Consider the following 25,955-nt stretch of genomic DNA (forward strand, 5'->3'; position numbering starts at 1 on the left):
CGTATTTCATCGAACGACGGGGTCGCCAGCGGCGGTGCTGTGGGTGCGTCTGAATCCGGTAGCCGAATAGGTCGGTCGAAAAGTAGGTTAGTCGAACAGGCCGGTCGAGAGGTACCGCTCGCCGCTGTCCCAGAAGACGGTGACGACCAGCGGACAGTCGTCGAACTCGCCGGACTCTGCGCCGCCCAGCGTGCCGCTTCCGTCAGGCCGGGGTTCCGTCGGCGCTGCGTCTCCGTCGAACGCGTCCGTCGGTTCGGGGCAGTTCAGTTCGGGATCCGCGATCCGCTCACCCACGCGGCGGGCGACGATGCTCGTCGCGCCGCTCGACTGCCCGACGAGGACGCCTTCCTCGCGCGCGAGCCGACGACACTCGTCTTCGGCGTCCTCGAGTCGCACCGTCTCGACCGAATCGATCAGGTCTCTATCGAGGTTATCGCTGACGAATCCCGGCCCCATTCCCTGAAAGTCGTCGCTCCCGGATTCGCCGGTCGAGAGGACGGCGTTGCGTTCCGGTTCGACGGCAACGATGTCGATATCGGGGAACTCTTCGCGGAGCCGCTTGCCGATACCCGAAAGGGTGCCGCCGGTGCCGACGCCGGCGACGAGGGCGTCGACCTCTCGTTCACCGACCTGTTCGACGATTTCCTCGCCGGTCGTCCGGTAGTGGGCCGCCGGATTGGCCGGGTTCTCGAACTGGCCGAGCTGAATCGCTCCCTCGGCCTCGAGTTCGTCCGCGCGCTCGCGGGCGTCTTCCATCTCGCCGTCGACGAGCTCGAGGTCGGCGCCGTAGGCCGCCATAATTTGCCGGCGCTCCTCGGATTTCGACGACGGCATCACGATCGTGAGATCGTAGCCTCGAGCGGCACAGACGAGGGCGAGCCCGATTCCGGTGTTTCCGCTGGTCGGCTCGACGAGGCGGTCGCCGGGCTCGATCAGTCCCTCGCGTTCGGCCGTTCGGACCATCTCGAGCGCCGGTCGGTCCTTGGCAGACCCGCCGGGGTTGAACGATTCGATCTTGGCGGCGATCGTTACCCCCTCCGGCGAGTCCACCTGGACGAGCGGCGATCCGATGGTTTCCAGGATGCTCCCCTTCATTACGATCAGCTACGGCATCGAGACGTAAACCGGTGCTGGACCTCGGCAGGACGTGCCGGTGTCCCGTTTCCGGCTCCGAGCCGCGACTGCGACGCGGACGACACCTACTCCCAGTTGTACAACGCGTCCCGGAATATCTCGGTCGCGTCGGCCTCCGTTACGGGTCGCGGATTACACCGAAGCAATCGCTGCTGGGTTTCGACCGTCTGGCTCGCGAGCCAGTCGATATCATCCTCGGTGATCCCCGCGAGTTCGTTGAGCCCGCTCGGGATGACGTTCAGATCCCGCTGGAGACGGACGTATTCCTCGCGGGCGAGATCGGCCGCTTCTCGAGCACCCATACCCTCAGTGTCGGCTCCCAGCAGCCTGCTCACTTCGGCGAACCGTTCCGGATCGCTCGCGGCGTTGTAGCCGAGCGTCGAGGCCGGCGTGAGCACGGCGATCGTCTCCCCGTGATAGGTGTGGTATCGGTTTCCGACGGGATAGGCCATCGCGTGGCAGAGACTCGCGCCCGCGGTGAGCCCCGCGATCGCGCCGAACAACGCGCCCTTGAGCATTCCCGCTCGAGCCTCGATATCGTCGCCGTTGTGAACGGCGGTTCGAACGTTGGTAGAGAGCAGATCGATCGCCTTCTCGGAGAACATCTCGGTGAGTTCCGTCCGGCCGGCGTAGACTGGCCGTTCTTGCGGATCCGTAGCGCGAAGCAGCCCGTCGAACGGATGCGTGGTGTAGCCCTCTATCGCGTGACCGAGCGCATCCATCGCGGTTTTGGCTGTCGTCTCCGGCGGTAGCGTCGTCGTGAACGTCGGGTCGAGCACGGCCGCGTCCGCCCGGATGTGGTTGCTCGAGATTCCTTCCTTGATCTCCTGTTCCTCGACGGAGAGGATGGCGACGGGCGAGATTTCGGCACCGGTCCCGGCCGTCGTCGGCATGAGGACGAGCGGCGGTCCCGACTCGGTCAGCGCGTCCCCGCTACCGGTCGGTTCGGCGATATAATCGAGCGCCTCGCCACCGTTGGCGATCACTGCACGCGTCGTTTTCGCGACGTCGATGCAGCTTCCGCCGCCGAACCCGAGGTAGAAGTCGTATCCGTCCTCGCCTTCGTTCTCGCGAACGAACGAAATGCACTCGCCGACGACCTCGAGCGACGGCTCGCGTTCGACATCCTTCCAGACTGTCGCGTCGTAGCCGGCGTCCTCGAGGTGGTCGGTGACCCGATCGACGTGACCGATACCGGCGAGGTTTTCGTCGGTAACGACCAGTCCGTGTGCGCCCTCGTCGACGCCGAGGTCCCCGAGCTGAAATCCCAGTTCCTCGACTGCGTCCCGACCGAACCGGATCTGGGGCATCTGCAGGTGCCAGACGGTTTCGGGCTCAAGCGCGTGTTGCTCCGCGGAAACCGACCGGTCGTAACTCACTGTCCCCACCCCTCGCGGATCTCCTCGAACTGATCGGCGTCGTGCCCGTAGACGACCGCCGCGTCGTGGCGACGTTCGAACTCCTTGATCCGTCTCAAACTCTCGTACCACTCGGTTTTTCCCCAGAGCAACGACGCGCCGAGCGGTTGCTCGTCTTCGTAGTTCGGCGACTGATAGACCTGGTCGCCCGTGAAAACGACGGTTCCGTCACCGTCGAGGTGGACCATCGTCCCAGTCAGACCGGGCGTGTGACCGGGGAAGCGCACGAATTCTACGTCCTCGAAGTGTTGCTCCCGGTCGCGGTGAAGGACTCGCCAGTTCAGGTCGTGATCGAAGTCCTCGAGGATGTACGCGCCGCTTCCCTTGTCGGTCTTCGCGCTGTAGTAGGCGAACTTGAGTTCGCGCTCGTGGACGAAAATCGGTACGTCCGTACCGTCGAAAAACTCCAACCCGCCGGCGTGGTCTAAGTGCAGGTGGGTCTGGAACACGTAGTCGATGTCCTCGAGTCCGTAGCCGTGTTCCTCGAGAACTTCGTCTAGCGGATACTCGTGGGCGTCGTAGGGGTAAAACGCCTGCGCGAGTTCCTCGGGCCAGTGGCCCTCGAGGGCGTCGTGGTGCGAACCGGTGTCCCAGAGGATGGTCCCCTTGGGATGGTCGATGACGAGGTTCCAGACTGGAATCTCGTCGTAGGTCAGGTCCGGGTTCGGCTCGTTTTTCGTCCCGAGCGTTTCGCCCTCGATCATGTAGTTTTGATCGCACTCGAGTGCCCCGCGATACAGGACGTCGATGGAAGCATCAACCATGGTACAACACCACAACATGCTACACCATGGTCATACATAATCGTTCGTTCAGGATAGAGCGTTCCAGCGGTGGGGCGGTTGCCAGTCAGATCCCGATCATCAGGGGGCCGATCAGCACGCCCATGAGGTGCACGCGCCGCGTCCGAAGCCGAACCGGAACCATTCCGATCGCGGCTGCGACGACGAACACGCCGACGCCCACGACCCCGGTGAACAGATACGAGAGGACGAGCAACAGCCCCAGGACGACCACCGAGATCTTCCAGTAGGCGAGTCGACCGACGAACTCGAGGTACACGTCGCCGATCCAGATCACGAGAACGAAGCCGGCTACGCCCGCAAGGAGGATGCTCAAGAGTAAAACCGGCACATCGAGCGGTGCGTTCGCGTTGTCGAAGGCGATCATGACGCCAGTTCGAGGCTGTCCGAGCGAGACGAGCGCAAATAGTGCGAAAATCGAGTTGGACGTGTCGACGCCGCTCGTCGCGACGATATAGCCCCGATTATCCGACTCTCCCGGAACGAAGACGAGGACGGCGACCGCCGCGATGGCCGCGGAGATGCCCGGAATGTACCCGACGACGGCACCCGCGAACGAACCCGCAAGCGCCGTTATCCCGACCAGTCGACGCGGCATCCGAATTTCGTCGTCGTGCTGGGGCGGGACGCCACCGCCGCGAATCGCTTCGATCAACACCGGTGCGCCGAACAACCCCGCGAAAAGCGGTGCGAGCATGCCGCCGGCCTCGAGCGGGGAGTTCGGATCGAAATCGAGTGTCAGGACACCGAGAGCCGTCGCCAGACCGAACGCGAGGAGTGCGCCAGCACATCGTTTCCAGGTGCGTTCCGAGGCGATCAGTGCGACGACGATCATCGCGAGCACGAGCGAGAGATTCGACCGGATCGTGGGATAGACGGCGGTGACGCTCCAGGTGATCGGGAGCGCGAGCGGAATCGCTGCGAGAACGGCGAGGATGCTTCCGAGCGCCGAGAGTCGGATCGCTTCGAAGCCGCGACCATCTAACACCATTCGGTGTGCCGGGAGCGCGGTGATCGCCATCTCGGCGTCGGGAACCCCGAGCGCCATCGCCGGCACCGCGTTGACGAACGTGTGGACGACGCCCGCCGCGAGCATCGCACAGCCGACGAACAGCGGCGGCCCGGGAACCGAGGGTGCGACCCCCGCCAGCAGCAACGCGAAATTGTTCGCGTGTAGTCCCGGAACCAGCCCGCTACAGCACCCGAGGACGATGCCCGCGAGTATCCACGCGACTAGCTGGGCCGACAGTGCGGGATCGACCAGCGACTCGAGAGCGGGGACCGCCATGCCGGGGCTGGCCGCGGGATCGGTTATCAACTCTCGGATGAGTCCCCGTTCGGCTAGGCGGTAGCTGCACTACGAACGTATCGTCGAAAGAACGGAAAATCGTCTCGAGGCGAATTAGCCGAAGAGTTCGCCGAGTCCTTCGCCGCCGTCGCCTTCGTCCTCGTCGTCATCGTCGTCTTCGTCGGCTGCGTCTTCCTCAGCCGCTTCGTCGTCTCCGCCTTCGTCAGCGCCGCCTTCCGCTGGGGCCGCGCCGCCTGCTGCGGCGCCCGCGGCAGGAACTGCTGCGGCCTCGTCGACGGCCTCGTCGATGTCGACATCCTCGAGCGCGGCGACGAGCGCCTTGACTCGGGACTCTTCGACGTCGACGCCGGCTGCGTCGAGTACGTCCGTCAGGTTGTCTTCGTTGATCTCTTCGTCCGTTTCGTTCAGGATGAGTGCAGCGTATACGTATTCCATTGTCTTAAGTTCAAATTATCCGAACATCGCACCGAGACCTTCGCCGCCAGCGTCCTCGTCGTCGTCATCGTCCGTGTCTGCCTCGGCGTCTTGGTCGTCGGATTCGTCTTGGTCGTCAGCCGATTCGTCTTCGTCGTCGGGCTCCGCCTGCGTGGCAGTCGGCACCTCGACGCCCTGGAGTTCCTCCGGCAGCGCCTCCTCGTCGTCGATCTGCGCGGCGAGCGCACGAAGCTGTGCGTCCGCCTTGCTCACGAGATCGTCGGCGAGGTCCGGGGACTCGATCGACGCCTGCAGGCCGAGGCTCTTTGCCTCGCCCGTCGCCTTCGCGATGAGCGTCGGTGCGGTCGCCTCGGTCGGGAACGTCGCGTTGATCGCGAGGTTCCGTGCGCGGGCGGCCGCCGTCGCCACGTCGCTCTCGTAGGCGTCGATGTCGATGTCGAGATCTTCGGGGTCGAACTGCACGCCCTCGGCGACGACCGAACGAAGGTCGAGACCAACCTCCTTGGGTTCGATGCCGAGTTCGTTGAGCACGTTCGAGAGGTCGGCCGACACTTCTTCGCCGGCTTCGAGGACCGTCGAGTCCTCCATGACCTGAATCGATCCGTCCTCGATGCGCGCGTTCGCGCCGATGCTCTGGAGTTCGCCGACGAACGGACCGGGATCGACGCCGGTGTCACCTTCCGGGATGACGATATCGTTCGGGGCGACCTCGCCCTCGTTGATCGGGGCGGGCGTCTTCGATGCCTCGAGTTCCTTGTAGAGTGCGAACGGATTGCTGTCCGTCGCGACCAGCCCGACCTGTCCCTCGATGTGGGGGACGAGTTCGTCGAGTCCGGCCTCCTCGAGTGCATGCGTCTGGAGCGTGTTTCGGCTGACGCGGACCACGGCGGTGCCGTGGAGGCCGCGGCGCATGTCCTGGAGTTGTTTGCTCGGAATGCCGGCGATGCCGACGACGCCGATGCTCTCGTAGTTCTCGATGAGCTCCGAGAGTTCGGCGACTTCCGCTTCTTTCCACTGTGGCAGGTTCTCAGTTTTGCGCTCGGCTTCTGCGCTCATCTCAGGCCACCTCCACGGACGGGCCCATCGTCGTCTTCAGGAAGACTGAATCGATGTTCTGTGGGCCCTTCTCGAGATCGGCGTGAAGTCGACGAAGAATAACGTCGACGTTGTCGGCGATCTCCTCTGCGCTCATGTCTTCGGCACCGACGCGCGTGTGGAACGTGCGTCGGTCCCGCGAGCGAATCTGAACCGTGTTTTTGAGTCTGTTGACGGTCTCGACGACATCCTGGTCGTGCGAGAGCGGGTCCGGCATCTTCCCTCGCGGACCGAGAATGGTCCCGAGGTGCCGGGCGATATCTTGCATCATCTCCTCTTCGGCGATGAAGAAGTCCGTCTCGTCTGCGAGGTCTTTGGCCTCGTCGTCGTCCAGATCGGCCACGTCGTCGCCCGAGAGAACGTCGTCCGCGACCTCTTCGGCGCGGACTGCAGTTTCTCCCTCGGCGATGACGATAATTTGGGTTTCCTGGCCGGTTCCGGACGGCAAGACGACGGACTCGTCGACACGATTCGACGGTTCGTCTAGGTCTAGGTCGCGCAAGTTGACTGCGAGGTCGACCGTCTCGGTAAAGTTCCGATCCGGCGCGTCCTCGAGCGCTCGAGCGACTGCTGTTTCGATATCCGAATTTGCCATCGTTCACCTCCGTAGTACGCAGGGATGCTCCTACGGGTCAGTGAAACAGGCGAAGCCTGTCTCCTTTGAGAGAAGTCCCATGACGAACTTAAAACCGTCGAACCGCGCGCTCGCGGACGACAGACGCCATGACAAGCAACGACACGATCGATGCGAGTTCGTCGGCGTTCGATTACTCCTCGAACTCTTTCGACTCGGGGAGCGGATCCTCCTCGTCGGTTCGCATCCACTCGAGTTCGAACTCGATACTTCGTTCGACGCCGTCGTCTTCCGGTTCGTCCTCGAGTTCGACTTCGAACTCGAGCGAATCGGGCGGGCTGATCGAGACGGCTTCGTCGCCGATTTCGATGTCAAACCCGTCTGATTCTCGCAAGTTTTCCGCGAACGTCTCGAAGTGGGTTGCGATGTCTTCGCGTGAAAGCGTGCCTTCGTACTCGACTTCTGTCTCCTCGTCGGACATACGTCTCTATTTCACGTCCAGACGAATAATGGTACTCCCAAAATGTGCCAGCAGCTGGCGGTTATCGCTGCCTCGAGGACAGTTGCATCTCGACCGGGTATCGGCCGCTCGAGGACGGTTACGCGGGGCGGAGAAGCCTCTTTGGAACCGACGAACAACGAAAATCGCGGAGCTCGGCCGGGAGCTCTCGACTTACTCGACGAGAACGTCGTCGTACTCGCCGTCGTCGACCTTCGCCTTGAACTCGCGGGCATCGTCGCCTTCGATGGTGACGCCCATCGAGGCGCAGGTGCCGACGACCTCCTTGGCGGCGTTTTTCGTATCGTAGGCGAGCAGATCCGGATGTTTCTGCTCGGCGATCGTTTTGACCTGTTCGACCGAGATGTCGGCGACGAAATCGACCTGCGGTTCGCCGCTTCCCGTCTCGAAGCCGGCCTCGTCTTTGACGAGCGCCGCCGTCGGCGGAACGCCGACGTCGATCGAGTAGGAGCCGTCCTCGTCGTATTCGACGGTGACGGGTACTTCGGTGCCGTCGAATGCTTCGGTCTGTTCGTTGATGTCGTTGACGACCGCCTGCACGTCGACGGGCGTCGGTCCGAGCTCGGGACCGAGCGGTGGGCCAGGGTTGGCCTGGCCACCCGGAACGAGCACTTCGATGGTTCCAGCCATACCCGAATGAATCCTCGCTCGAGTTTTAAGGGTTGCTTTTTCGGGCAGTCCGATCCTGTGACAGTCTGACAGGGTTAGTTCGGACCGCGGCGACCGCACAGTCGTCACGCTACGTCACTCGAGGTCGATAGTCCGCGCTGACTCGAGATCGTAATCCCCATCGGCTCAGCACCGGGCAGTCGGTCGATTCGCAGGCTCAGTCGACGTTCTCGGCCCGCCAGGTCGCGAACGACTCGAGCACGTGGTCCTCGTCGAATCGTTCGATGCAGGGCACCTCGTGTGGGTGCAGTTCCTGAACGCGCGAGACGAGATCGTCGTACGCGTCGTCGGTCGTCTTCGCGAGCAGAATTGCTTCCTCCTTGCGCTGGATCTTGCCTTCCCAGCGATAGATCGACTCGGAGGGAAGCCTGTTGACGCAGGCGGCGAGTCGCTCCTCGAGTACGGTTTCGGCGATCTCCGCGGCCGCATCCGGCGGCGATGTTAGGTAGACTGTCGGCACAGGTCTGGTTACGGCTAAGTGCCAGAAAAACGTCGCGCCTCGAGAAACGAGCACCCAGCTAAGCGCTCAACTCCCCCGGTACGTGAACGGATTAGCTTCCGCGGAACGGATTGAACGCACCGTTTATGTCCCACTCGTGGAGACAGTGTGGATTTCCGATCTGCTTTTCGCCGTTTTCGGTTGCAAGCTGCCAGGCCTCGAGGGTTTCGTCCCACTGTTCGCCGCGACCACATCGTTCACAGACGCGGGCGGTCGGCGTTCGAAGTTCGACGCTCATTGCCGGGTATGCGAACTGGACACATATAACCGTGACTGTGTTAGGCAAACGATGCAGGAATCGGCGAAAAATCGTGAAGAATTCAACGAGAGCCATCGACGCACAGCCGCAATTCAACGATCGTAAATTTACGTGATTCAGATCGGATCTCGAGAGCCTGCCGGTCCGCCGAACCGGATCGATCACCGCTCAACTGCGACCCGAGTACTTAGTAGACGGCGTCGACGATTTCGTCGCGGAGTTCGTCGAACGCCTCGAGATAGTCGCGTCGGTCCGCCCGCAGCGAGGATAGCGCGTCGTCGTAGTCCTCGACGTGGTCGGGGACGTAGTACTCCTCGATGGCGAGTCCCGGCACCGACTCGGGGATCGTCAGGCCCGTCCGCTCGTCGTCGGTCCACTCGATCGTTCCGCGCGCGACTTCCGTGAGGACCGTCACGGACTCGGTGACGCCGATGTTTTTGGACTCGTTGCCGAGATAGCCGGTATTGATCACGTAACAGTCGACCTCGAGCGCGTCGATCAGGTCTCGGAAAATATTGCCCTCCTCGCCTTCCGGGCCGATGATGAACGGGTTCGTTCCCACGACGCGGATCGACTCGCCCGCGCGCGATGGGTCGCCCGCGCTGGTTTCGATCGATTCGCCGAGCATGAACGCGACGGCGGCCTGCTCGGTGTCGAGTTTCGCGACCGGCGGCATGAGCGGGTTGCGCGTGATGAAGAAGACCTGATCCATTCGGTCGAGATCGATCTCCTCGTCGGCGCTCTCGAGCTCGTCGCGCTGGACGACCGCGCGGGAGTTCGAGGTGTAACGAGGCTCGTCGAAATCGACCGTTCCGTCGTCGTCGACGGCGACGTTCTCGAGGACGGCGGATTCGGCCGTCGCCGCTTCGTAGAGGCCCGGCTGTTCGTCGGGATCGAGTCCGATCGTTTTGATGAACAGTCCTTCGCCTTCGCTTCCGGGGACCGAGCCGTCGGGCAGCAACCCACACACGTCGTCTTGAACCATCACGGCTTCCTCCGGCTCCTCGAGCCAGCAGCCGTGTGAGGTTAGGGTCGACTTACCGGTCGCAGAGAGGCCCATGAAGACCTGGCCGACGGTCCGGTGTTTGCCGTCCTCGTCGCGGACGCGAACGCGCTTGCTGCCGGCGTGGAGGCCGAGCCCGCCGTATTCCTTCACGCGACGCATGAACAGCCGCAGGAACGACTTCTTGGCCTCGCCGAGGTAATCGGTCCCGAGAACGGCGGTAAACCCGTCGTCGGGTAGGACCCGGACCTCCCGCTCGTCGTGGTCGGGAAGATGGACGGTCACGAAGTCGGGCTCGCGACCGTCGGTCGGCTCGAACAGTTTGGCCCACGCGAGCGCGATCCGAGCGTGTTCGACCGGCACGAACAGCCGACAACAAAACGTCGCGTTGGGATGGCGGCCCAGCAACCGGTCGACACAGAGCATCTCCCGCTCGTTGGCGATGGCGACGGCGTCGGCGAGCAGGTCGTAATCGTCGTCGGAAAACTCGTCGTCGATCGCGTTTTTCGTCCGGTCTGCACTTCGGGAGCGAACCTCGCTGACGTACGACGGTGACCCGTATTCGGTCGTCGTCTCGTCGGGGCTCGCGAACTCGCGCAATTGCTCGAGCGACGGGTTCGTTCGGACGTTCGACGCTGTGGTTGGATCCGGAAGCTGTCTGACCAGCGGACGGGACTCCGTCCCGGTTTCGGACATATACATGACCACCCAACATCCTGATGCATAAACCCGGAGGGTTTTGACCGAAGTGTGTCACTACCTACCCTATTTGAAGCTGTCATATGGAAGTTACTACCGAATTATCGGCTGAGATAGTCGAATCCTGCCTTCGCCAAAAAACATACGTAATCTAGTAAGTATGAGATTTTACTCGAGACAGAAGTAAGATCTTTCGGCGGTTGCGGTCGGAACGATCCGCTGCGTTCGACCGGCCGAGAATCAAGCCGCGCTCGAAAGAACGATCGACCTCGTTGCGAACGATCGGCGAGCGCTCGAAAACTACGAGCGACGATGCCTGTTTTCCGCAGCGCAAACCGTCCGCGAGCAAAAAACCGTGATATAGGTACTGATTTCACGGATGATCACGTTAGTACAGCCAATGGCTCACCTCGAGCAAATATTCATCTACCCCGTCAAATCACTGGATGGAACGGCGGTGGAAGCGACGACGATTCGCGAAAACGGCGGCCTCGAGTGGGACCGTCGATACGCGATCGTCGACGAAGACGGGAACTACGTCAACGGCAAGGGCGAGCGCCAGGTTCATCGATTGCGCGCGGAATACGACCTCGAGCGAAAGACGATCACCGTCTGGAAACAGGGCACCGACGACCGCTTTTCGTTTCACCTCGACGTCGACCGCGACGATTTCGGTTCCTGGCTCACCTGCTTTTTCGGGTACGATGTCGAGGTCGTCCGAGCCGACGAGGGCGGGTTTCCCGACGACACCGACGCGTCGGGACCGACCGTCATCAGTACCGGAACGCTCGAGGCCGTCGCGTCGTGGTTCGACGGTATCGACACCGCGGAGATGCGACGGCGACTGCGCCCGAACCTCGTCGTCGGCGGGACCGAGCCGTTCTGGGAGGATCGGCTCTACGAGACGCCCGGATCGGTCGTCCCGTTCGAGATCGGCTCGAGTACGTTCGTCGGTGTCAACCCGTGTCAACGATGCGTCGTTCCGACGCGGGATCCTGATACGGGAGAGCCAACGGACGGGTTCCGGAAACGGTTCATCGAACGGCGCGAGGAGACGCTTCCCGATTGGGCAAATTCTGCGTGGTTCGACCACTACTTCCGTCTGATGGTCAACACGAGCGTTCCGGAATCGGTCTGGGGGAGTCGTCTCGCGACCGGGGACCCGATAACGGTGGGTGAGCCGATACCGGATCCGTCCGCGACGTCTGCCTCTTCGTGACTCACATTGTGAGACGACGTTGAGATTCGAGCACGCTTGAGCGCCTGTAACCGGCTCGCTTAATCGAAGTCGGGGAGGTCCTCCGGTGGCTCGTACTGGGCTTCCCAGTCGACGTACTCCTCTTTGAGCACGACGGAGACGAGCTGGCCGAACTCGGTGAGTTCCGCGTTGATCGAGGAGACGGTACCCCACGAATCGAGTTCGGGGTGGTACTCCCGGGCCTGCCAATCTTCGGGGATACCCGGCGCGTGATAGCCGACTCGATCAGCGAAATCGTCCCAGAAGAAATCGAACTCGACGAAGAGATCCAGGTCCCGAGCGATTTCGAACTCCCGTTCCTCGAGATCGGTCTGCTCGAGCCACTCCTCGAAGGCTTCCTCCCACGCCCCGTCCTCGAGAAACCCCTGTAGTTCCTCGCGACGATAGTCGATCTCGGTTCCATCGCCGCCGCCGATCGTCGCGTCTTCGTACTCGTTCGGATCGACGAACGACAGTTCGGGCGGATTCGGGGGGTCGACCTCCAGTCCCATACGACAGGGTATGTGTCGTCTTCAGATAAGAATTCCCTCCGTGGGACGACATCGCCGTTCGGTGGACCAGTACGGCTTTCCGCGGCTCGAGACACGTCGGCGGCTCGAGCCGTCGGGCCGATCGAGTCATTGGCCGTTCGAGCGAGACGCACTCGAAACGACACTGGTCGGCCTGATCTGTGGGCCGGAACCCGAACACTCAATCCGCCAGCCGCCGTGTATCGGACGATGACCGCATTCGAGGCTGCGATCCTCGACGTCGACGGAACGATCGTCCGGGGCGAACAGCTGATTCCCGGTGCCATCGACGGCCTCCGCGCGCTCGAGGCGGCCGGGATGGACAGAGTGCTTTTTTCGAACAATCCGACTCGCGGGGCGACACACTACGAGACGAAACTCGAGCGACACGGGATCGATATTCCGCCCGAGGCCGTCCTCACGTCCGCCGTCGTCTCCGCCGAGTTCCTCCGGTCGAACCACCCGGACGACCCCGTTTTTCTGGTCGGGGACGAACGGTTGAAATCCCTTCTCGAGGAGTACGAGCTAGAGATCACGCAGAATCCCGACGAGAGCGGCGTCGTCCTCGGCTCGTTCGACCGAGAGTTCTCCTACGGAACTATCTGGGAGTCGCTGCGGGCGCTCAAGGGGTCGACCCCGTTTTACGGCACCGATCCGGACGCGACCATTCCGACCGACGAGGGAGAAATTCCGGGCTCTGGGTCGATTCTCGCCGCAATGGAGGCGGTTGCGGGCCGTAAACCGGATGCGATTCTCGGGAAACCCTCGGAGACGGCGGTCGAGGCCGCGATGGGGAGGCTCGAGGCACCGCCCGAACGGACCCTCGTCGTGGGCGACCGACTCGATACCGACATCGCTCTCGGAAAACGGGCCGGAATGGAAACCGCCGTCGTGCTCACCGGAGTCACCCGACGATCAGATATCGAGTCTGCATCTATCGAACCGGAGTACGTCCTCGAGTCGATCGGAGCGCTCGAGGAATTGCTCGCCGAGTAAGTCACGGTTCGACTGCGTCAGTAGTGGTGACTAGCGGTGAGTGAAGCCAGTATTCGACGTGAGCCAAAAACGACCAGCGGTCGACCGCGAACGAGCGAGTGGACTCGCGAGCGGCCCCAAGAACTCGTGATCGGTTCGAATCAGTTCGTGACCGGTTCGAATTAGTGTCCGTTTTCGCCCGCACGCGCTTCGCGCCGAAGGCGTTCGCCCTCCGCTGTTGTGACGGTTAGTTCAGGGACGGTCGTCGGCTGCTCGTTTTCGTCTATCGCCACGTAGACGAAATACGATTCCGTCGTCTGTTCTCGTTCGTGTGTCTGCAGATCCTCGCGCTCGGTGACGATCCGAACCTTTACGCTCGAGTCGCCGACGTCGTAGACGTACGCGGTGATAAACGCCGTATCGCCGACGGGAATCGGCCGTTCGAAATTCATCTGATCGACGCGAGCGGTGACACAGGCCTCGCCGGCAAAGCGCATCGCGGCCATCGCGCCAACCTCGTCCATCCACTTCATCACGTTGCCGCCGTGGGTCACATCGAGCGCGTTCGCGTGGTGGGGCTGGACCATTTCCCGGTTTTCGACCACGGTCTCGAGGAGATCAGTCATCGCCCCGTCTTTTCCGACGAGTGCAATCAATCTCTCGACACGGCTCCGGGGACGTTGTCGATTGACACGCTTCGATACTGGTAAAAGTCGCGCCCGAGTTGGTTCGGTAATGAGCGATGCAGGTGATGTCGACGTTCCCGAACCCTCCGACCCGCCGGACCGCGAGAGCGGGTCCGTGCAGGTTCTCGGGACGGCTCACGTTTCTCAGGCGAGCGTCGATGAAGTGACGGAGACAGTACGTGAGGAGTCTCCTGATATGGTTGCCGTCGAACTCGACGAAGGACGATACCGCCAGATGCAAGGCGGAACGCCGGACGACATTCAGGCAGAAGACCTCCTCTCCGGAAACACCGTCTTTCAGTTTCTCGCCTACTGGATGCTGTCGTACGTCCAGTCGCGTCTCGGAGACCAGTTCGATATCGAACCCGGTGCGGACATGCGAGCAGCGATCGAATCGGCCGAAAAAAACGGTCACGGAGTCGCGCTCGTCGACCGGGACATCCAGATAACGATTCAACGGTTCTGGGCCCGACTATCGTTCGTAGAGAAACTTAAGATGGTCGGCGGGTTAGCACTCGGCGTAACCGACCCCCGAACCATCGGGATCACGTTCGGCGCCGTCGTCGGCGCGTGTTTCGGATTCGTCTTCGCGGCGATTGTGGCACCCTTCGTGGGCCTTGGCGACCTCATGTTGTTCGGCGTTACCGGGCAAGTTGGGCTGCAGTACGCCGGCGCAGTCAGCGGCGGGACCATCGTCGGCGGATTGGTCGGACTGATCTGTCTCCCCTCGCTGGACAACGCGGGGGATGCGACGGGGGGATTCCTCAACGGGTTTTCCGTTCGCGTCATCGCCGGTATCGTACTCGGACTCCTCACGGGTGTCGCCCTCGTTGTAACCGAGACGTTCGTCGGACCGGTCTCCGCGAGCGCACTCGAGAACGTCGGCACGTATTCGATCCGCGGACTCGTCGGCGTCCTGGCCGGACTCGGAATCGGAGCAATCGTTGGCGGGCTCTGTGGAATCGCCCTCGACGTACTGACGACCGATGTCGACGACGTGGACGAAATCGATATCGAAGAGATGACCGACGGCGACGTCGTTGCCGCGATGATGGAGGAGTTCCGCCGGTTTAGTCCCGGCGGTGCAGAGGCGCTGATCGACGAACGCGACGCCTACATCGCACACAATCTCCACGCGCTCTCTCAAAAGGGATACGACGTCCTCGCCGTCGTCGGCGCGGGACACAAAGCGGGTATCGAGCGATATCTCGAGGATCCGGAGTCGCTGCCGCCGCTCGAGTCGATCAGCGAGACGGATTCTGGCCGCCGGTTTTCGGTCGTGAAGGTGTTCGGCTATCTCGTGATGGCAGTCTTCGTCGGCTTTTTCCTCCTGTTGATCATGGCCGGCGTTCAGGACGCCTTCTTGTTCCGACTGTTCGCGGCCTGGTTCCTCTTCAACGGGTTCTTCGCCTTCACCCTCGCTCGCCTCGGCGGAGCGCGCTGGGCGAGTGCAGGTATCGGCGGCGCGGTCGCCTGGCTCACCAGCATCAATCCGTTGCTCGCACCGGGATGGTTCGCCGGCTACGTCGAACTCAAATACCGCCCGGTCAACGTCCGCGACATTCAGGTGCTCAACGAGATCATCGGGGACACGGAGCGGCCGCTCGGCGAAGCCGTCGAAGACATGTTCGACGTACCGCTGTTTCGACTCATCATGATCGTTGCGCTGACGAACATCGGTAGTCTGATCGCGACGGTGCTGTTCCCGTTCGTCGTCCTTCCGTACCTCGCGCCGGATATCGGCGGCGTCGATGCACTCTTCGCCGAACTCCTCCGAGGTGCAGAGAACAGTCTGGAGCTAATTCGAGGGTATTTCTCGTGATCCTCTCGAGGGTGAGCGACCGATGAGTTATCCCACCCAATCGGAGCTACAGTTTAGCGACGAAGAACTGTTGGACCTCGCCGCCGCGTGGGTCACCTTGAGCGTCGCGTTCGCGTTGCTCTTGGAGCCGATCCACCGGGGAGGAGCGACGACAACCGCCTTCGTTTTGAGCGTCGGGTTGAGCTTCGTCACAGTCGGCGTCGGATTCCTGTGTCACGAACTCGCGCACAAGGTCGTCGCGATCCGGTACGGGCAGGTCGCCGAATTCCGGGCCAACTACCAGATGCTCTTTCTGGCGATCATGAGCGCGCTCGTCGGATTCCTCTTTGCCGCACCGGGTGCCGTCTACCACGCCGGCCGAATCACCGAACGCGAAAACGCGATGATCGCGCTCGCGGGACCGTTGACGAACCACGGCCTCGCGCTGTTGTTTTTCCCCTTGATGGTCATACCAGGGATCGGTATCGTCGGTCACATGGGCGTGCTCATCAACCTCTTTCTGGCCGCGTTCAACATGATCCCGTTCGGGCCGCTCGATGGCAAGTCCGTCTGGAACTGGAACAAACAGGTCTTCGCCGTCGTCTTTCTCTCAGGTGTCGCTCTGCTGGCCGGGTTTATCTTCATATTCGGACTCTGGTGAGAGGACGACGATTCTGGGTGGCTCGCCTATCGGTGAACCGCTCGCTGGCCGCCTCGAGTCGTCTCAGGCCCGGACCGGTGACCTTTTAGCCGGTCCGGGAGGTCTGTCAGGTATGACCGACCAGACGGACGACTCGGAGTCCGCCGCCGACGGACGATCGGAGGGACTCACCTACGCCGAGACGGGCGTCGATATCGAGGCCAGCGAGGACGCGACCGCCGCGTTGCTCGAGGCCTTCGGAAGCGATCTGACGACTGAGTACGCCGGCCTCCTCGACATCGGCGATCGGTACCTCGCGCTGGCGACCGACGGCGTCGGCACGAAACTGCTCGTCGCCGAAGCGCTCGAGGACTTCTCGACGATCGGAATCGACTGCATCGCGATGAACGTTAACGACCTCGTCGCGGCCGGCGTCTCCCCGACCGGGTTCGTCGACTACCTCGCGATCGACGAACCGGACGACGAGATCACAAACGAGATCGGCGAGGGACTCGCAGTCGGCCTCGAGCGGGCCGATCTCACCCTCCTGGGGGGCGAGACCGCCGTCATGCCCGACGTCGTCACCGGATTCGACCTTGCTGGAACCTGCGTCGGACTCGCGTCGAAGGATGCGATTTTCGACGGCGAGGCTGCCGTCGGCGACGCACTCGTCGGCTTTCCCTCGAACGGAATTCACTCGAACGGCCTCACGCTCGCACGCGAGGCCGTCACGCAAAATCACGACTACGCGGACACCTTCCCGCTCGATCCCGAGGTAACGATCGGCGAGGAACTCCTTCGGCCGACACGCATCTATACGGACCTGCTCGAGCCGATGGTCGATGCCGACGTGCGCGCGGCGGCCCACGTGACGGGCGGCGGCTGGACGAACCTGCTGCGAATGGGCGACAACCGATACGTGATCGAGAATCCACTTCCCGCACAGCCGATCTTCGAGTTCGTCCAGACCGAAGGCGACGTGACCGACGAGGAGATGCACCGGACGTTCAACATGGGCACCGGATTCGTCGTCGCCGTCCCGTCCGAGCGAGCAGATTCGCTCGTCGAGCGGACGGACGGCCAGATCATCGGGCGAGTCGAAGAAGGCGATAGCGTCGAGATCCGCGGGCTGTCGCTCTCCTGAATCGAGCAGTCACGCCGCTAACGACGCGCTATCGATCCGCTTCGCTTTCGGCGTGCGATTCGGTCTCTGGAACGTCCTCGTTCGAAACGCCCTCGAGGGCGGCCCTGATCGTATCGTACTCCTCGTCGCTGTACGCGATGAATCGGATATCCTCGAGCGTTTCCGGCCGGTAACTCGCCAGTGCTTCTCCGATTATCCTCGCACCCTCTGCAAGATCGAATCCGGCGACTCCACAGCCGAGGGCGGGGATCACGAGCGATTCGCAGCCGAGATCGACGGGACCGTTTTCTTTCGCATCCTGATTGACTTGCTCGCCGCCACGTCGGCGTAACGCGCCGGCGACGCCGGAGCCCATCTCGAGGCTCGTTCCCGCGGCGTTGACCAGCGCGTCGGCGGACTGTCTCGCGATGTCTCCCTGAACGATGTCGAATTCCATGCGCGAGGTGTGGACGGCCAGCCGTTTGAAAGGGGACCACGCGAATCCAACGACGAATCGCGCCCAGTCTTAGGCCGACCAAAACCTTTTTAGATTTAGGGTCGCCTAACTCCACGTGATGGACGCCCCCGTTCCAGAACAGGATACTGACACCGAACGCGTCGAGGCAGAATCGCCGACGGTTATCTCATCTCACGAACCGCGACCCGGCAAGCTAGTCGTTACCGAGCGAAACAACACGGACGGTTGGATTGCAAGCGATACAGCCGTCGATCTCGAGCCGTAGTCCGGTGGGATTTTGCCAATATCGCCAGTTGCTAGCGACTTCTCGAGGGATTCTACTGACACCTGAGCCTGCTATCTCTCGGACGTACAATCGACGATTGAAAAACGGCCGCAGACAATTAAGAACTCTTCGAGCGATTCTCTGCAGGGGTTCAGTGGGTCGCTTCTTCGAGGACCAGCGTGTCGTCCTCGAGGTAGTGTTCGAAGTGGTGGCCGTCGTCCTCGACCTCGACTAAGATCTCTCGGAGGATCTCGGCCGTCGCGTAGTCGCCGAGGTTTTCCGCGAGTTCGATGCTATCGCGCATCGACTCGATGATGTCTCCGTACATCTCGAGGTCGTTCTGGAACATCGTTCGGACGTCGTAGACGTCCTCGCCCTCGAACTCGACGGTCGCACGCTCTTCGAGGTTCGTCGGGCCCGATACCGGAACGCCGCCGAGGGCCTGTGCGCGCTCTGCCATCTCGTCTGCGCCCTCTTCGGCGTGTTCGTAGGCTTCCTCGAGGAACACGTGGAGGTCGAGGAACTCCGCACCCTCGACGACCCAGTGGTGTTTCTTGAGCTGGTGATACAGGACGTACGCGTTCGCAAGTTCCGTGTTCAACGCGTCGACGACCTGTTCGGCCTTTTCACGGTCAAGGCGAAGTTCGTTCTCCTCGACGTGATCTGCCTGCTGTCGGACGGTCTTTTGGGTGCTCATCTCGTTTCTATATACAGGTGCATTCCACTTAAAGGTTCCCCATGCAAGAAAATTTCTTCGTGTTCCAAAAACTTATGTTGACTATTGGCGTCTGATCGTTCGTTAGCACCCCTTCTCGAGCGTGACTTCTCGCCCATCCTGACTGTAACGGACAGATTGCCGTTTTTTCACCCTTGAGTAAATATTTTCAAGCTGGAGATCATAGGGCTAGTTATGGCAACGAGGACAGCACAGCGGACGGAGCGGATCTACGTCGACGGCGAGTGGCTCGAGACCGGAGAGACGATCTCGGTCTCGGATCTCGCCGACGGCGGGACGTTCGCGAAAGTCGCCGCCGCAGGGCCAGCGAACGCACGAAACGCGCTCGCGGCCGCACACGAGATTAAACCGACGATGCGACAGACGACCGTCGTCGAGCGCGCCGAGTGGTGTGAGACGATCGCAGAGGGGCTGCGCGAGCGCGAGGAGGAACTGGCCGAAATCATCGTGCGCGAGGCGGGTAAGCCGATCTCCTCGGCGCGGGGCGAAGTCTGCTCGGCCGCAGAGCGCTTCGACCGGGCCGCAGAGGAAGCACGCAACATCGTGAGCAAAGGAGAGTTCCGCGAGGGCTCGACCGAGGGACACGAGGGCTGGCAGGCGATCGTCAAACACGAACCGATCGGCTCGGTGCTGTGTATTACGCCATACAACTATCCCCTCGCGACGACCGCGCTGCAGGTCGCTCCGGCGCTGGCGGCGGGCAACAGCGTGTTACTCAAACCCGCGAGCAAGACGCCGATTTCGGCCGCGATTCTCGCGGAGGTCATCGCCGACGTCGACGGCATTCCGGACGGCGCGTTCAACTTCGTCCCCGGCGAGGCGAGCGTCATCGGCGACATCCTCACGGGCGACGACCGGATCAACGCGATCGCGATGACCGGTTCGTCGGGCGCGGGCAAACACGTCGCGAACGAAAGCGGCATGGTCAACCTCCACATGGAACTCGGCGGGAACGCCCCCGCCATCGTCTTTGACGACGCCGACCTCGAGGAGGTCGCCGGCGCCTGTACGTCGGGCTCGCTCAAGTACGCCGGACAGCGCTGTTCGGCCGTCTCCCGCGTCCTCGTCGAGGAATCGGTCCACGACGACCTCGTCGAGCGGATCGACTACAACATGAGCACGTGGCAGGCCGGCGACCTCTTCGATGAAGACACCGCCTTCGGACCGCTGATCTCCGAAGATCAGGCCGAGTGGGTCGAGGAACTCGTCGAGGACGCCGTCGAGAAGGGCGCGGACCTGGTCCGGGGCGGCAGCCGACAGGCACCCGACGGCGTTCCGGACGAACTCGGCAGCCAGTTCTTCGAGCCGACGCTGCTGGCGAACGTCCCCCACGACGCCCGCCTCATCGACGAGGAGCAGTTCGGTCCGATCGCCGTCGTGACCACCTTCGAGGACCGCGAGGAGGCCCTCGAGATCGCGAACGGCTCCGATCTCGCGCTCGACGCCGCCGTGTTCACGACCGATTACAACCGCGCGATGGACGTCGCAGAGCGGGTCGACGCCGGCGGCGTTCGAATCAACGGCGCACCGAGCCACGGACTGGGCGATATCCCCTTCGGCGGCAACAAGGACTCGGGCATCGGCCGCGAAGGCCTCGACGCCTCGATCCACGAGATGATGCGCAAGAAGAGCATCGTGCTCTAAGTCGGGCCGCGCCCGCGAAACGCCGCTGTCGCTGTCTTTTCTCGAGATTTCGTTCGGAGTCCGACAAACAACGAGACAACTGCGACCGATACCCCGCCACGGTGGCGCGCGCTGGTGGGCCGCGAGCGGCCCACCGAAGCCGTGCGAGGGTGGCGGTGAACGGCGAGGGCAGAACGAAGTGAAGCCCTCGCCCAGTGAGCGGTGAGCGAAGCGATCCGCGAACGGAGTGAACCGCCGCGGCTGGGGAGGACGAGGCTGCGAAGGTGAGTTGCTGTGGGCGGGTTTTCAGAAGGTCTTCGTTTCGAACGAACCCGTCGAACCACATCGACTCGAGACGATCGGATCGTCACCGAAGACCGCTCGAGTCCGCGGACGCTACTCGCTTCGAAGCTCCGCGACGTGATCGATCCGCTGTTGGACGAGATCGGCTTTACCGATGTCGTGGCGCATGTGGAGCCCTTCCTCGCCGGCGACGGCGAGTGCGTCCTCCGCGATTTCTTCTGCCTCGCTGATCGAGTCCGCGACGCCGACAAGCGCGAACGACCGCGAGGTGGTCGTGTAGATGCCGTCCTCGCGTTCGTCCACGTCATCAGAACTCTCCGAGTTCTGATTGCCCGAAGAGCTTCGCTCTTCGACGCTCGCGTAGTACAGCAGGGCGTCGCCGGCGCTCTCTTCGTCGACCTGGACTTTGGTTCCGGCGGACGGATCCGTGGGGTAGCCCTCCGGAACCGCGTACTTACAGACCGTGGCCTGCTCGGCGAACTCGAGTGCCGGCGGTTGCTGGCCGTCTCGAGCGGCCACGAGCACGTCGAGGAAGTCGGTCTCGAGGACCGGCAGCGTGTTCATCGCCTCCGGATCGCCGAAGCGGGCGTTGAACTCGATGACTTTCGGCCCCTCGGCGGTCAGCATGAACTGGCCGTAGAGGATGCCCCGGTAGTCCTCGAGAGCGTCGACCGTCGCCTCGATGATTTCGACGGCCTCGTCGTAATCGCTCTCGGTCATGAACGGCAGTTCGAACGTCGCGTCGGTGTAGGATCCCATCCCGCCGGTGTTGGGTCCCTCGTCGCCCTCGTAGGCGCGCTTGTGGTCCTGGACCGCCGGCGCGGTCTCGAGGCCGCCGTTGGCGACGAACGCCTGGACGGTGAACTCCTCGCCGATCAGCCTCTCTTCGAGGACGATCCGGTCGTAGTCCGAGTCGCGGATGTACGCTTTGCCCTCCTCGACGGTCACCTGATCACCGATGACTTTCACGCCTTTCCCGCCCGTGAGGCCGGCGGGCTTGATCGCGAGGTCGCCGTCGTACTCGTCGACGAACGCACACGCGGCGTCCATGTCCTCGAACGTCTCGAAGTCGGGACAGCCGGGAATGTCGTTTTCCGCCATGAACCGGCGCTGGAAGGCTTTGTCCGTCTCGATTTTCGCGTCGGCCTGTTTCGGGCCGAAGGCGTAGACGCCAACGTCCTCGAGGGCGTCCGAAACGCCCGCGTCGAGGGGCGCTTCGGGGCCGACGACGGCGATAGTTGCATCGATCGCTTCGGCGTACTCCGCGACCGCCGCCGGGTCAGTCGTCTCGAGCGTCTCGAACTCGGCTGCGAGCCGAGCGATACCCGGGTTCCTGTTCCCCGCGCAGGCGGATAGTTTTGCCTCGCTGGCCGCGAGTTCGCGAGCGATCGCGTGTTCGCGCCCGCCGCCGCCGATCAGCAACACGTGTTCGCGCATGTTCGATAGCCGGACGCACGAACCTGTAAACGTTGCTCTTTTCTCGAGCATGATATACCCATATATGTGTATAAAACCGCGAGAGTACTGATCGACGGCGACCACCGCGACACGGTTTCCGTGCAGACGCTCTGTGACAATCACAATCTACTAACAACATCGTTGTGTATTCGCGTTCGTGATGCGCGTATGAGTCGGTGGAAACGCGACTTCGCGAGTGGACTCATCGTCCTCGGTCCGATTCTCGCAACCGTGTTCATCTGTTATGTTCTGTATTCGTTCATCGCGAATCTCTTGCCCGGCGTGGTGATTACCGCGGAGTTCCTCGAGGCGTTCTTTCCGGCTATCGGGGACCCAGCCCGCCAAGAACTCGCGCGCTTTCTCCGAGCCGTGGTCTTTCTCGCGCTCTTGATCGCCATGATGATCGTCGTCGGCCCGCTGGTACGAACGAAACTCGGGGCGGTGTTCGAGGATCTCATCGATTACGGAGCCAATCGGGTTCCGGGCTTGCGTCTGGTCTACAACGCGTCGAAAACCGCGACGGAAACGACCTTCGGCGAGAACGACGCGTTACAGACACCGGTCAAAGTCCAGACCTGGGACGGGGTTCGAATGACCGCGTTCAAGACGGGACGGCCCACCGAGAGCGGGGACGTATTGCTTTTCGTACCGACATCACCCAATATTGCAAGCGGGTTCGTCGTCGAGGTCAGCCCCGACCAGATAACGACGCTCGATGAAACGGTTGAAGAGGCCCTCACTCGAGTCGTCAGCGCCGGATTCGGCGATGCCGACAGAGCCGATACGAAGCTCCAAGAGGGGACGGAGATTACGGTCGTCGACGAGATGACGATCGGGCGGGACGACGAGTGAACGGGCGGTAAACCGCATTCGTGCGGGCTCGAGTAGGGAGATCCGGCTACGAGTAAAACAGCGGTGGCCGCCGACCGCTGCCGTCATCGGCCGATTCTGCTGCAGGCTCACCTTTCTCGTTCGAACCAGACTGGGTGGAAACAGTTTCTCCGCGGGAATCGAGAAGCCGATCCAGCACGTCGATAGCCGCGCCGCGGTGCAAGGGCTGGTTGTCGTTTCCGCACTGTTCGTCCATCACGCATGCCGGACAGCCGTCGACTCGTCCACACCCGCAGTCGGCGATGTGCTCACGCGCGCGGCGTGCGATCCGTTCGAACTGTTCGTAGATCGATCGTGAGAATCCCAGCCCACCCTCGATTCCGTCGTATATGAACCACCCGCTCGAGGGGGCGTCCTCGAGTCGAGACGCAGTCGCCCGAACCGTCGCCTGTGCCGCGGCGAGGTTTGTCGGATCGTCACCGGTTGACGCGACCGGCCGGGCGTTTTCGGGCGCGGAAACGGACCGGTCGTCCGTCGCCTCGAGATCCAGGTGCGAATCGATCGTCAGCGTCGCGAGTCCCCCGAGGTCGCGTTTGTCGACCATCAGCTCCAGTGGCGCGACGCCGATGGTCGCGTGTTCCGCCGCGTGAAGTCCGGCGGCGTAGCCGAGGTGTGGGCTGTCGGCGAGCTCCGAGTCGAGCCCGGGAACCGAGAAGTCGCGGTACTTTTCGATGAGGTCCCGTTCGACCGCTCGAGGGACCTCGAGCCAGCATAGTTGGGTTTCCATCGAGAGCGGTGGGTTGTCCGTCGGAACGCCCTGCGCCCGACGGTTACCCCCGTGGACCCCGACCTCGTCGTAGGTGCCGTGGTAGACCAGCACGCGGCCGCGCCCGTAATGCAGCGTGAAGTCGCCGATGTTTCGGCTCTCTTCGGAAACGGCGTCCAGAACCGTTACGTCGCTTCGAGTGACCGTGTAGTAGTCCACGTCCGTCGGCCGCACCGTGACGTGCGGGGTAGGGCCGTCGTGTACCACCTCCGTGACCTCGTACTGGCGACCCTCGTGGAGTCTGACGGCACCCTCGTGAAAGTCCCTGTAGACCCGTTCGCGCGCGAGCGGTTCCATCTCCGGATCGTGTTCCTCGTCGACATCCGCAGCGAGTCGAACCTCGTACTCCTCGCCTTGCGTCGCGTACAGCGAAATCGTCGACTGCGGACGAGGTGGCCCGCAGTAGGAGACGCCCGTCTCGAGCGCGCCGGTCACCTTCCCCGCTCGCCGCCACATCTCGAGGCCGCGCTCGAGCCGATCTCGATCGGCGAACGACCCCACGTCGTGCTCGTCGACCGCGAGTTCGTCCGCCGCACACAGCAGGTGCTGGGCGAAGACGGCGTCGTTGTCGGTGTCCGCGACCGCGTCCTCGACATCGGACTCGAGCAGGAACTCGGAATTCGAGACGACGTACTGATCTAACGTTCGGTGCTCGGCGACCAGAACCGACAGCGATCGATCCGTTCCCCGCCCCGCGCGGCCGATCTGTTGCCAAAAGGACTGGCGCTGGCCTGGATACCCCATCTGGACCGTCGCGTCCATCCCGCCGACGTTGATCCCGAGTTCGAGGGCGTTCGTCGACGCGACCCCGTCGAGCAGGCCGGTTTTCAGCTGGTGTTCGGTTCCGTGGCGTTTCGGCCTCGAGTGGCCCGCGTGATAGGGTTCGATGGCGCTGCCCCCTTCGGGATCCGTGTAGTACCGGCTGCGATCGGTCCGGTGCTTGCTCGCCCGTTTGACCGAGAGTTCCGCGAGCTTTCGCGACGGCGTGAACAGCAGGGTCTGTGCGCCCAGATAGGTGAGATGAGAGAGGAGTTTCGGCGCCTCGACGGTCGCCGGAACGCGCTCGAGGACGCCCGAATCAGTATCTGACGCCGCGTCGGCGTCCGGAACAGCGCCCGCATCCTCGCCGTAATCAGGACTGTCATTTTCGTTCTCGCGCGCTCGCGGCGGGGGGTTCCAGAGCACGATATCGCGCGGCCCGCGCGGCGAGCCGTCGTCGTCGACGACCGTCACCGGTTCGTCGAGCAGCGTCTCGGAGTGCTCGCGGGGATTTCCGATCGTCGCGCTCGTCAGGGCGAACTGCGGCTCCGAGCCGTAGTACTCGAGAACGCGTCGGAGCCGTCGGAGGACCCAGGCGACGTGCATGCCGTGAACGCCCGTGTAGGTGTGAGACTCGTCGATGACGACCAGATCGCAGGCCGAGAAGAATCGCGCCCAGCGGTCGTGGTCGTGGAGGTACGTGTTCACCCCCACGAAGTTCGAGATGATGACGTCCGCCTCCTCACGGATTTCCCGTCGCTCGGTCCCGCGTTCGGTATCCCCGTCGTAGACCCGTACCGTGATGTCCAGACCCAACTGGTCGTAGAAGTCGTTGAGTTCGCGTTCCTGATCCCTCGAGAGAGCCTTCGTCGGGTAGAGGACGTATGCCGTTGAATCGGTCGATTCGGAACCCGTCCGCTCGCTCTGGGCCTCGAGGTAGTTCCGGGCGATCTGGAGGGCGTAGATGCGCGTTTTGCCGGAGGACGTACTCGTCGCGACGCAGACGTTCTCGCCGCGTTCGAGGGCCTCAAGGGCCGCGGCCTGATGCGTGTAACAGTCGTTTTCGAGCGGTGCCGCCAGTTCGGGTCGCAGGAGGTCCTCGTTCGGGACCGTCTCGGGGCCGCGACCCGGCCGCTCGAGGACGGTCGCGTCCGCCGAATCGCGGTACCGTGGGAACGTCTCGAGCAATTTCTCGCCCGTTGTCGGTCCATCGGCGGACAGATCGTCTGCGTTCGGGTCGTTCGTGTTCGGGTCGTTCATGTTCGAG

At 62.7% G+C, this 25,955-nt stretch carries 26 protein-coding genes; 8 read left to right on the forward strand and 18 right to left on the reverse strand.

Going from position 1 to position 25,955, the window contains the following annotated elements:
* Positions 1-87: 87 nt before the first annotated feature.
* From HALLA_RS06055 to HALLA_RS06110, 12 genes are all read right to left on the reverse strand, one after another.
* On the reverse strand, positions 88-1,095 hold the full coding sequence (locus HALLA_RS06055; protein ID WP_049952543.1) for a PLP-dependent cysteine synthase family protein: 1,008 nt from the start codon (positions 1,093-1,095) through the stop codon (positions 88-90).
* 104 nt (positions 1,096-1,199) lie between these two features.
* Positions 1,200-2,513, reverse strand: coding sequence for a hydroxyacid-oxoacid transhydrogenase (locus HALLA_RS06060; RefSeq protein WP_049952544.1), 1,314 nt, complete (start codon positions 2,511-2,513; stop codon positions 1,200-1,202).
* The gene (locus HALLA_RS06065; protein WP_049954016.1) at positions 2,510-3,316 is read right to left on the reverse strand and encodes an N-acyl homoserine lactonase family protein; all 807 of its coding nucleotides are present in this window, start codon (positions 3,314-3,316) and stop codon (positions 2,510-2,512) included. The genes HALLA_RS06060 and HALLA_RS06065 overlap by 4 nt, the downstream gene beginning before the upstream one ends.
* An 85-nt stretch (positions 3,317-3,401) precedes the next feature.
* Positions 3,402-4,643: a tripartite tricarboxylate transporter permease gene (locus HALLA_RS06070; protein WP_049952545.1), complete on the reverse strand. Its 1,242-nt coding sequence runs from the start codon at positions 4,641-4,643 to the stop codon at positions 3,402-3,404.
* A gap of 114 nt (positions 4,644-4,757) precedes the next feature.
* On the reverse strand, positions 4,758-5,099 hold the full coding sequence (gene rpl12p, locus HALLA_RS06075; protein WP_049952546.1) for a 50S ribosomal protein P1: 342 nt from the start codon (positions 5,097-5,099) through the stop codon (positions 4,758-4,760).
* A gap of 15 nt (positions 5,100-5,114) precedes the next feature.
* Positions 5,115-6,155 carry a 50S ribosomal protein L10 gene (locus HALLA_RS06080; RefSeq protein ID WP_049952547.1) on the reverse strand — a complete coding sequence of 347 codons (1,041 nt, stop codon included), beginning with the start codon at positions 6,153-6,155 and terminating at the stop codon, positions 5,115-5,117.
* Position 6,156: 1 nt separating this feature from the next.
* Entirely contained in the window at positions 6,157-6,789 is a 633-nt protein-coding gene (locus tag HALLA_RS06085) for a 50S ribosomal protein L1 (protein ID WP_049952548.1), read from the reverse strand.
* A 172-nt stretch (positions 6,790-6,961) separates the two neighbouring features.
* A complete protein-coding gene (locus HALLA_RS06090; protein ID WP_049952549.1) occupies positions 6,962-7,249 on the reverse strand; it encodes an amphi-Trp domain-containing protein in 288 nt (95 codons plus the stop codon).
* Between the two features lie 192 nt (positions 7,250-7,441).
* On the reverse strand, positions 7,442-7,918 hold the full coding sequence (locus HALLA_RS06095) for a 50S ribosomal protein L11 (protein WP_049952550.1): 477 nt from the start codon (positions 7,916-7,918) through the stop codon (positions 7,442-7,444).
* A gap of 196 nt (positions 7,919-8,114) precedes the next feature.
* Positions 8,115-8,417, reverse strand: a complete 303-nt coding sequence (gene cutA / locus HALLA_RS06100) for a divalent-cation tolerance protein CutA (protein ID WP_049952551.1) — start codon at positions 8,415-8,417, stop codon at positions 8,115-8,117.
* Positions 8,418-8,508: 91 nt separating this feature from the next.
* Entirely contained in the window at positions 8,509-8,694 is a 186-nt protein-coding gene (locus tag HALLA_RS06105) for an HEWD family protein (RefSeq protein WP_049952552.1), read from the reverse strand.
* A gap of 208 nt (positions 8,695-8,902) precedes the next feature.
* On the reverse strand, positions 8,903-10,414 hold the full coding sequence (locus HALLA_RS06110) for a phosphoenolpyruvate carboxykinase (ATP) (protein WP_049952553.1): 1,512 nt from the start codon (positions 10,412-10,414) through the stop codon (positions 8,903-8,905).
* A gap of 403 nt (positions 10,415-10,817) precedes the next feature.
* Between HALLA_RS06110 and HALLA_RS06115 the strand changes: the two genes are divergently transcribed.
* Entirely contained in the window at positions 10,818-11,636 is an 819-nt protein-coding gene (locus tag HALLA_RS06115; protein WP_049952554.1) for an MOSC domain-containing protein, read from the forward strand.
* 59 nt (positions 11,637-11,695) lie between these two features.
* Here HALLA_RS06115 and HALLA_RS06120 read toward each other — a convergent pair whose 3' ends face one another.
* Positions 11,696-12,166 (reverse strand): hypothetical protein, encoded by a 471-nt coding sequence (locus HALLA_RS06120; protein ID WP_049952555.1) that lies wholly within the window; start codon positions 12,164-12,166, stop codon positions 11,696-11,698.
* A gap of 228 nt (positions 12,167-12,394) precedes the next feature.
* Here HALLA_RS06120 and HALLA_RS06125 point away from each other — a divergent pair, with 228 nt between their 5' ends.
* Entirely contained in the window at positions 12,395-13,180 is a 786-nt protein-coding gene (locus HALLA_RS06125) for an HAD-IIA family hydrolase (protein ID WP_049952556.1), read from the forward strand.
* A 161-nt stretch (positions 13,181-13,341) separates the two neighbouring features.
* Here the strand turns inward: HALLA_RS06125 and HALLA_RS06130 are convergent, their stop codons facing one another.
* Entirely contained in the window at positions 13,342-13,785 is a 444-nt protein-coding gene (locus HALLA_RS06130; RefSeq protein ID WP_049954017.1) for an acyl-CoA thioesterase, read from the reverse strand.
* 109 nt (positions 13,786-13,894) lie between these two features.
* On the opposite strand from HALLA_RS06130, the gene HALLA_RS06135 reads away from it, so the two are divergent.
* From HALLA_RS06135 to purM, 3 genes are all read left to right on the forward strand, one after another.
* Entirely contained in the window at positions 13,895-15,667 is a 1,773-nt protein-coding gene (locus tag HALLA_RS06135; RefSeq protein ID WP_049952557.1) for a TraB/GumN family protein, read from the forward strand.
* A 22-nt stretch (positions 15,668-15,689) separates the two neighbouring features.
* Positions 15,690-16,307, forward strand: coding sequence for a Zn-dependent protease (locus HALLA_RS06140; protein ID WP_049952558.1), 618 nt, complete (start codon positions 15,690-15,692; stop codon positions 16,305-16,307).
* Between the two features lie 112 nt (positions 16,308-16,419).
* Positions 16,420-17,430, forward strand: a complete 1,011-nt coding sequence (purM, locus tag HALLA_RS06145; RefSeq protein ID WP_049952559.1) for a phosphoribosylformylglycinamidine cyclo-ligase — start codon at positions 16,420-16,422, stop codon at positions 17,428-17,430.
* 28 nt (positions 17,431-17,458) lie between these two features.
* On the opposite strand, the gene HALLA_RS06150 is transcribed toward purM, so the two are convergent.
* A complete protein-coding gene (locus HALLA_RS06150) occupies positions 17,459-17,866 on the reverse strand; it encodes a macro domain-containing protein (RefSeq protein WP_049952560.1) in 408 nt (135 codons plus the stop codon).
* Positions 17,867-17,984: 118 nt separating this feature from the next.
* On the opposite strand from HALLA_RS06150, the gene HALLA_RS20985 reads away from it, so the two are divergent.
* Positions 17,985-18,152, forward strand: coding sequence for a hypothetical protein (locus tag HALLA_RS20985; protein WP_169732117.1), 168 nt, complete (start codon positions 17,985-17,987; stop codon positions 18,150-18,152).
* A 151-nt stretch (positions 18,153-18,303) separates the two neighbouring features.
* Here the strand turns inward: HALLA_RS20985 and dpsA are convergent, their stop codons facing one another.
* Positions 18,304-18,849, reverse strand: a complete 546-nt coding sequence (dpsA, locus tag HALLA_RS06155; protein WP_049952561.1) for a DNA starvation/stationary phase protection protein DpsA — start codon at positions 18,847-18,849, stop codon at positions 18,304-18,306.
* 213 nt (positions 18,850-19,062) lie between these two features.
* On the opposite strand from dpsA, the gene HALLA_RS06160 reads away from it, so the two are divergent.
* On the forward strand, positions 19,063-20,532 hold the full coding sequence (locus HALLA_RS06160) for an aldehyde dehydrogenase family protein (protein ID WP_049952562.1): 1,470 nt from the start codon (positions 19,063-19,065) through the stop codon (positions 20,530-20,532).
* A 375-nt stretch (positions 20,533-20,907) separates the two neighbouring features.
* Here HALLA_RS06160 and purD read toward each other — a convergent pair whose 3' ends face one another.
* Positions 20,908-22,251 (reverse strand): phosphoribosylamine--glycine ligase, encoded by a 1,344-nt coding sequence (gene purD / locus HALLA_RS06165; RefSeq protein ID WP_049952563.1) that lies wholly within the window; start codon positions 22,249-22,251, stop codon positions 20,908-20,910.
* A gap of 189 nt (positions 22,252-22,440) precedes the next feature.
* Here purD and HALLA_RS06170 point away from each other — a divergent pair, with 189 nt between their 5' ends.
* Positions 22,441-23,124, forward strand: a complete 684-nt coding sequence (locus tag HALLA_RS06170; protein WP_049952564.1) for a DUF502 domain-containing protein — start codon at positions 22,441-22,443, stop codon at positions 23,122-23,124.
* A gap of 46 nt (positions 23,125-23,170) precedes the next feature.
* Here the strand turns inward: HALLA_RS06170 and HALLA_RS06175 are convergent, their stop codons facing one another.
* On the reverse strand, positions 23,171-25,948 hold the full coding sequence (locus HALLA_RS06175) for a DEAD/DEAH box helicase (RefSeq protein WP_049952565.1): 2,778 nt from the start codon (positions 25,946-25,948) through the stop codon (positions 23,171-23,173).
* Positions 25,949-25,955 lie beyond the last annotated feature (7 nt).

Origin of the sequence: Halostagnicola larsenii XH-48, from assembly GCF_000517625.1 — an archaeon.
Taxonomy (GTDB): Archaea; Halobacteriota; Halobacteria; order Halobacteriales; family Natrialbaceae; genus Halostagnicola; species Halostagnicola larsenii.

What these genes read in the sequence shown, in the direction of transcription:
- HALLA_RS06055 (WP_049952543.1), bottom strand. Translation starts at nt 1,095, where the DNA reads ATGAAGGGGAGCATCCTGGAAACCATCGGATCGCCGCTCGTCCAGGTG.
- HALLA_RS06065 (WP_049954016.1), bottom strand. Translation starts at nt 3,316, where the DNA reads ATGGTTGATGCTTCCATCGACGTCCTGTATCGCGGGGCACTCGAGTGC.
- HALLA_RS06070 (WP_049952545.1), bottom strand. Translation starts at nt 4,643, where the DNA reads ATGGCGGTCCCCGCTCTCGAGTCGCTGGTCGATCCCGCACTGTCGGCC.
- rpl12p (WP_049952546.1), bottom strand. Translation starts at nt 5,099, where the DNA reads ATGGAATACGTATACGCTGCACTCATCCTGAACGAAACGGACGAAGAG.
- HALLA_RS06080 (WP_049952547.1), bottom strand. Translation starts at nt 6,155, where the DNA reads ATGAGCGCAGAAGCCGAGCGCAAAACTGAGAACCTGCCACAGTGGAAA.
- HALLA_RS06085 (WP_049952548.1), bottom strand. Translation starts at nt 6,789, where the DNA reads ATGGCAAATTCGGATATCGAAACAGCAGTCGCTCGAGCGCTCGAGGAC.
- HALLA_RS06090 (WP_049952549.1), bottom strand. Translation starts at nt 7,249, where the DNA reads ATGTCCGACGAGGAGACAGAAGTCGAGTACGAAGGCACGCTTTCACGC.
- HALLA_RS06095 (WP_049952550.1), bottom strand. Translation starts at nt 7,918, where the DNA reads ATGGCTGGAACCATCGAAGTGCTCGTTCCGGGTGGCCAGGCCAACCCT.
- HALLA_RS06105 (WP_049952552.1), bottom strand. Translation starts at nt 8,694, where the DNA reads ATGAGCGTCGAACTTCGAACGCCGACCGCCCGCGTCTGTGAACGATGT.
- HALLA_RS06110 (WP_049952553.1), bottom strand. Translation starts at nt 10,414, where the DNA reads ATGTCCGAAACCGGGACGGAGTCCCGTCCGCTGGTCAGACAGCTTCCG.
- HALLA_RS06115 (WP_049952554.1), top strand. Translation starts at nt 10,818, where the DNA reads ATGGCTCACCTCGAGCAAATATTCATCTACCCCGTCAAATCACTGGAT.
- HALLA_RS06120 (WP_049952555.1), bottom strand. Translation starts at nt 12,166, where the DNA reads ATGGGACTGGAGGTCGACCCCCCGAATCCGCCCGAACTGTCGTTCGTC.
- HALLA_RS06125 (WP_049952556.1), top strand. Translation starts at nt 12,395, where the DNA reads ATGACCGCATTCGAGGCTGCGATCCTCGACGTCGACGGAACGATCGTC.
- HALLA_RS06130 (WP_049954017.1), bottom strand. Translation starts at nt 13,785, where the DNA reads ATGACTGATCTCCTCGAGACCGTGGTCGAAAACCGGGAAATGGTCCAG.
- HALLA_RS06135 (WP_049952557.1), top strand. Translation starts at nt 13,895, where the DNA reads ATGAGCGATGCAGGTGATGTCGACGTTCCCGAACCCTCCGACCCGCCG.
- HALLA_RS06140 (WP_049952558.1), top strand. Translation starts at nt 15,690, where the DNA reads ATGAGTTATCCCACCCAATCGGAGCTACAGTTTAGCGACGAAGAACTG.
- purM (WP_049952559.1), top strand. Translation starts at nt 16,420, where the DNA reads ATGACCGACCAGACGGACGACTCGGAGTCCGCCGCCGACGGACGATCG.
- HALLA_RS06150 (WP_049952560.1), bottom strand. Translation starts at nt 17,866, where the DNA reads ATGGAATTCGACATCGTTCAGGGAGACATCGCGAGACAGTCCGCCGAC.
- HALLA_RS20985 (WP_169732117.1), top strand. Translation starts at nt 17,985, where the DNA reads ATGGACGCCCCCGTTCCAGAACAGGATACTGACACCGAACGCGTCGAG.
- dpsA (WP_049952561.1), bottom strand. Translation starts at nt 18,849, where the DNA reads ATGAGCACCCAAAAGACCGTCCGACAGCAGGCAGATCACGTCGAGGAG.
- HALLA_RS06160 (WP_049952562.1), top strand. Translation starts at nt 19,063, where the DNA reads ATGGCAACGAGGACAGCACAGCGGACGGAGCGGATCTACGTCGACGGC.
- purD (WP_049952563.1), bottom strand. Translation starts at nt 22,251, where the DNA reads ATGCGCGAACACGTGTTGCTGATCGGCGGCGGCGGGCGCGAACACGCG.
- HALLA_RS06170 (WP_049952564.1), top strand. Translation starts at nt 22,441, where the DNA reads ATGAGTCGGTGGAAACGCGACTTCGCGAGTGGACTCATCGTCCTCGGT.
- HALLA_RS06175 (WP_049952565.1), bottom strand. Translation starts at nt 25,948, where the DNA reads ATGAACGACCCGAACACGAACGACCCGAACGCAGACGATCTGTCCGCC.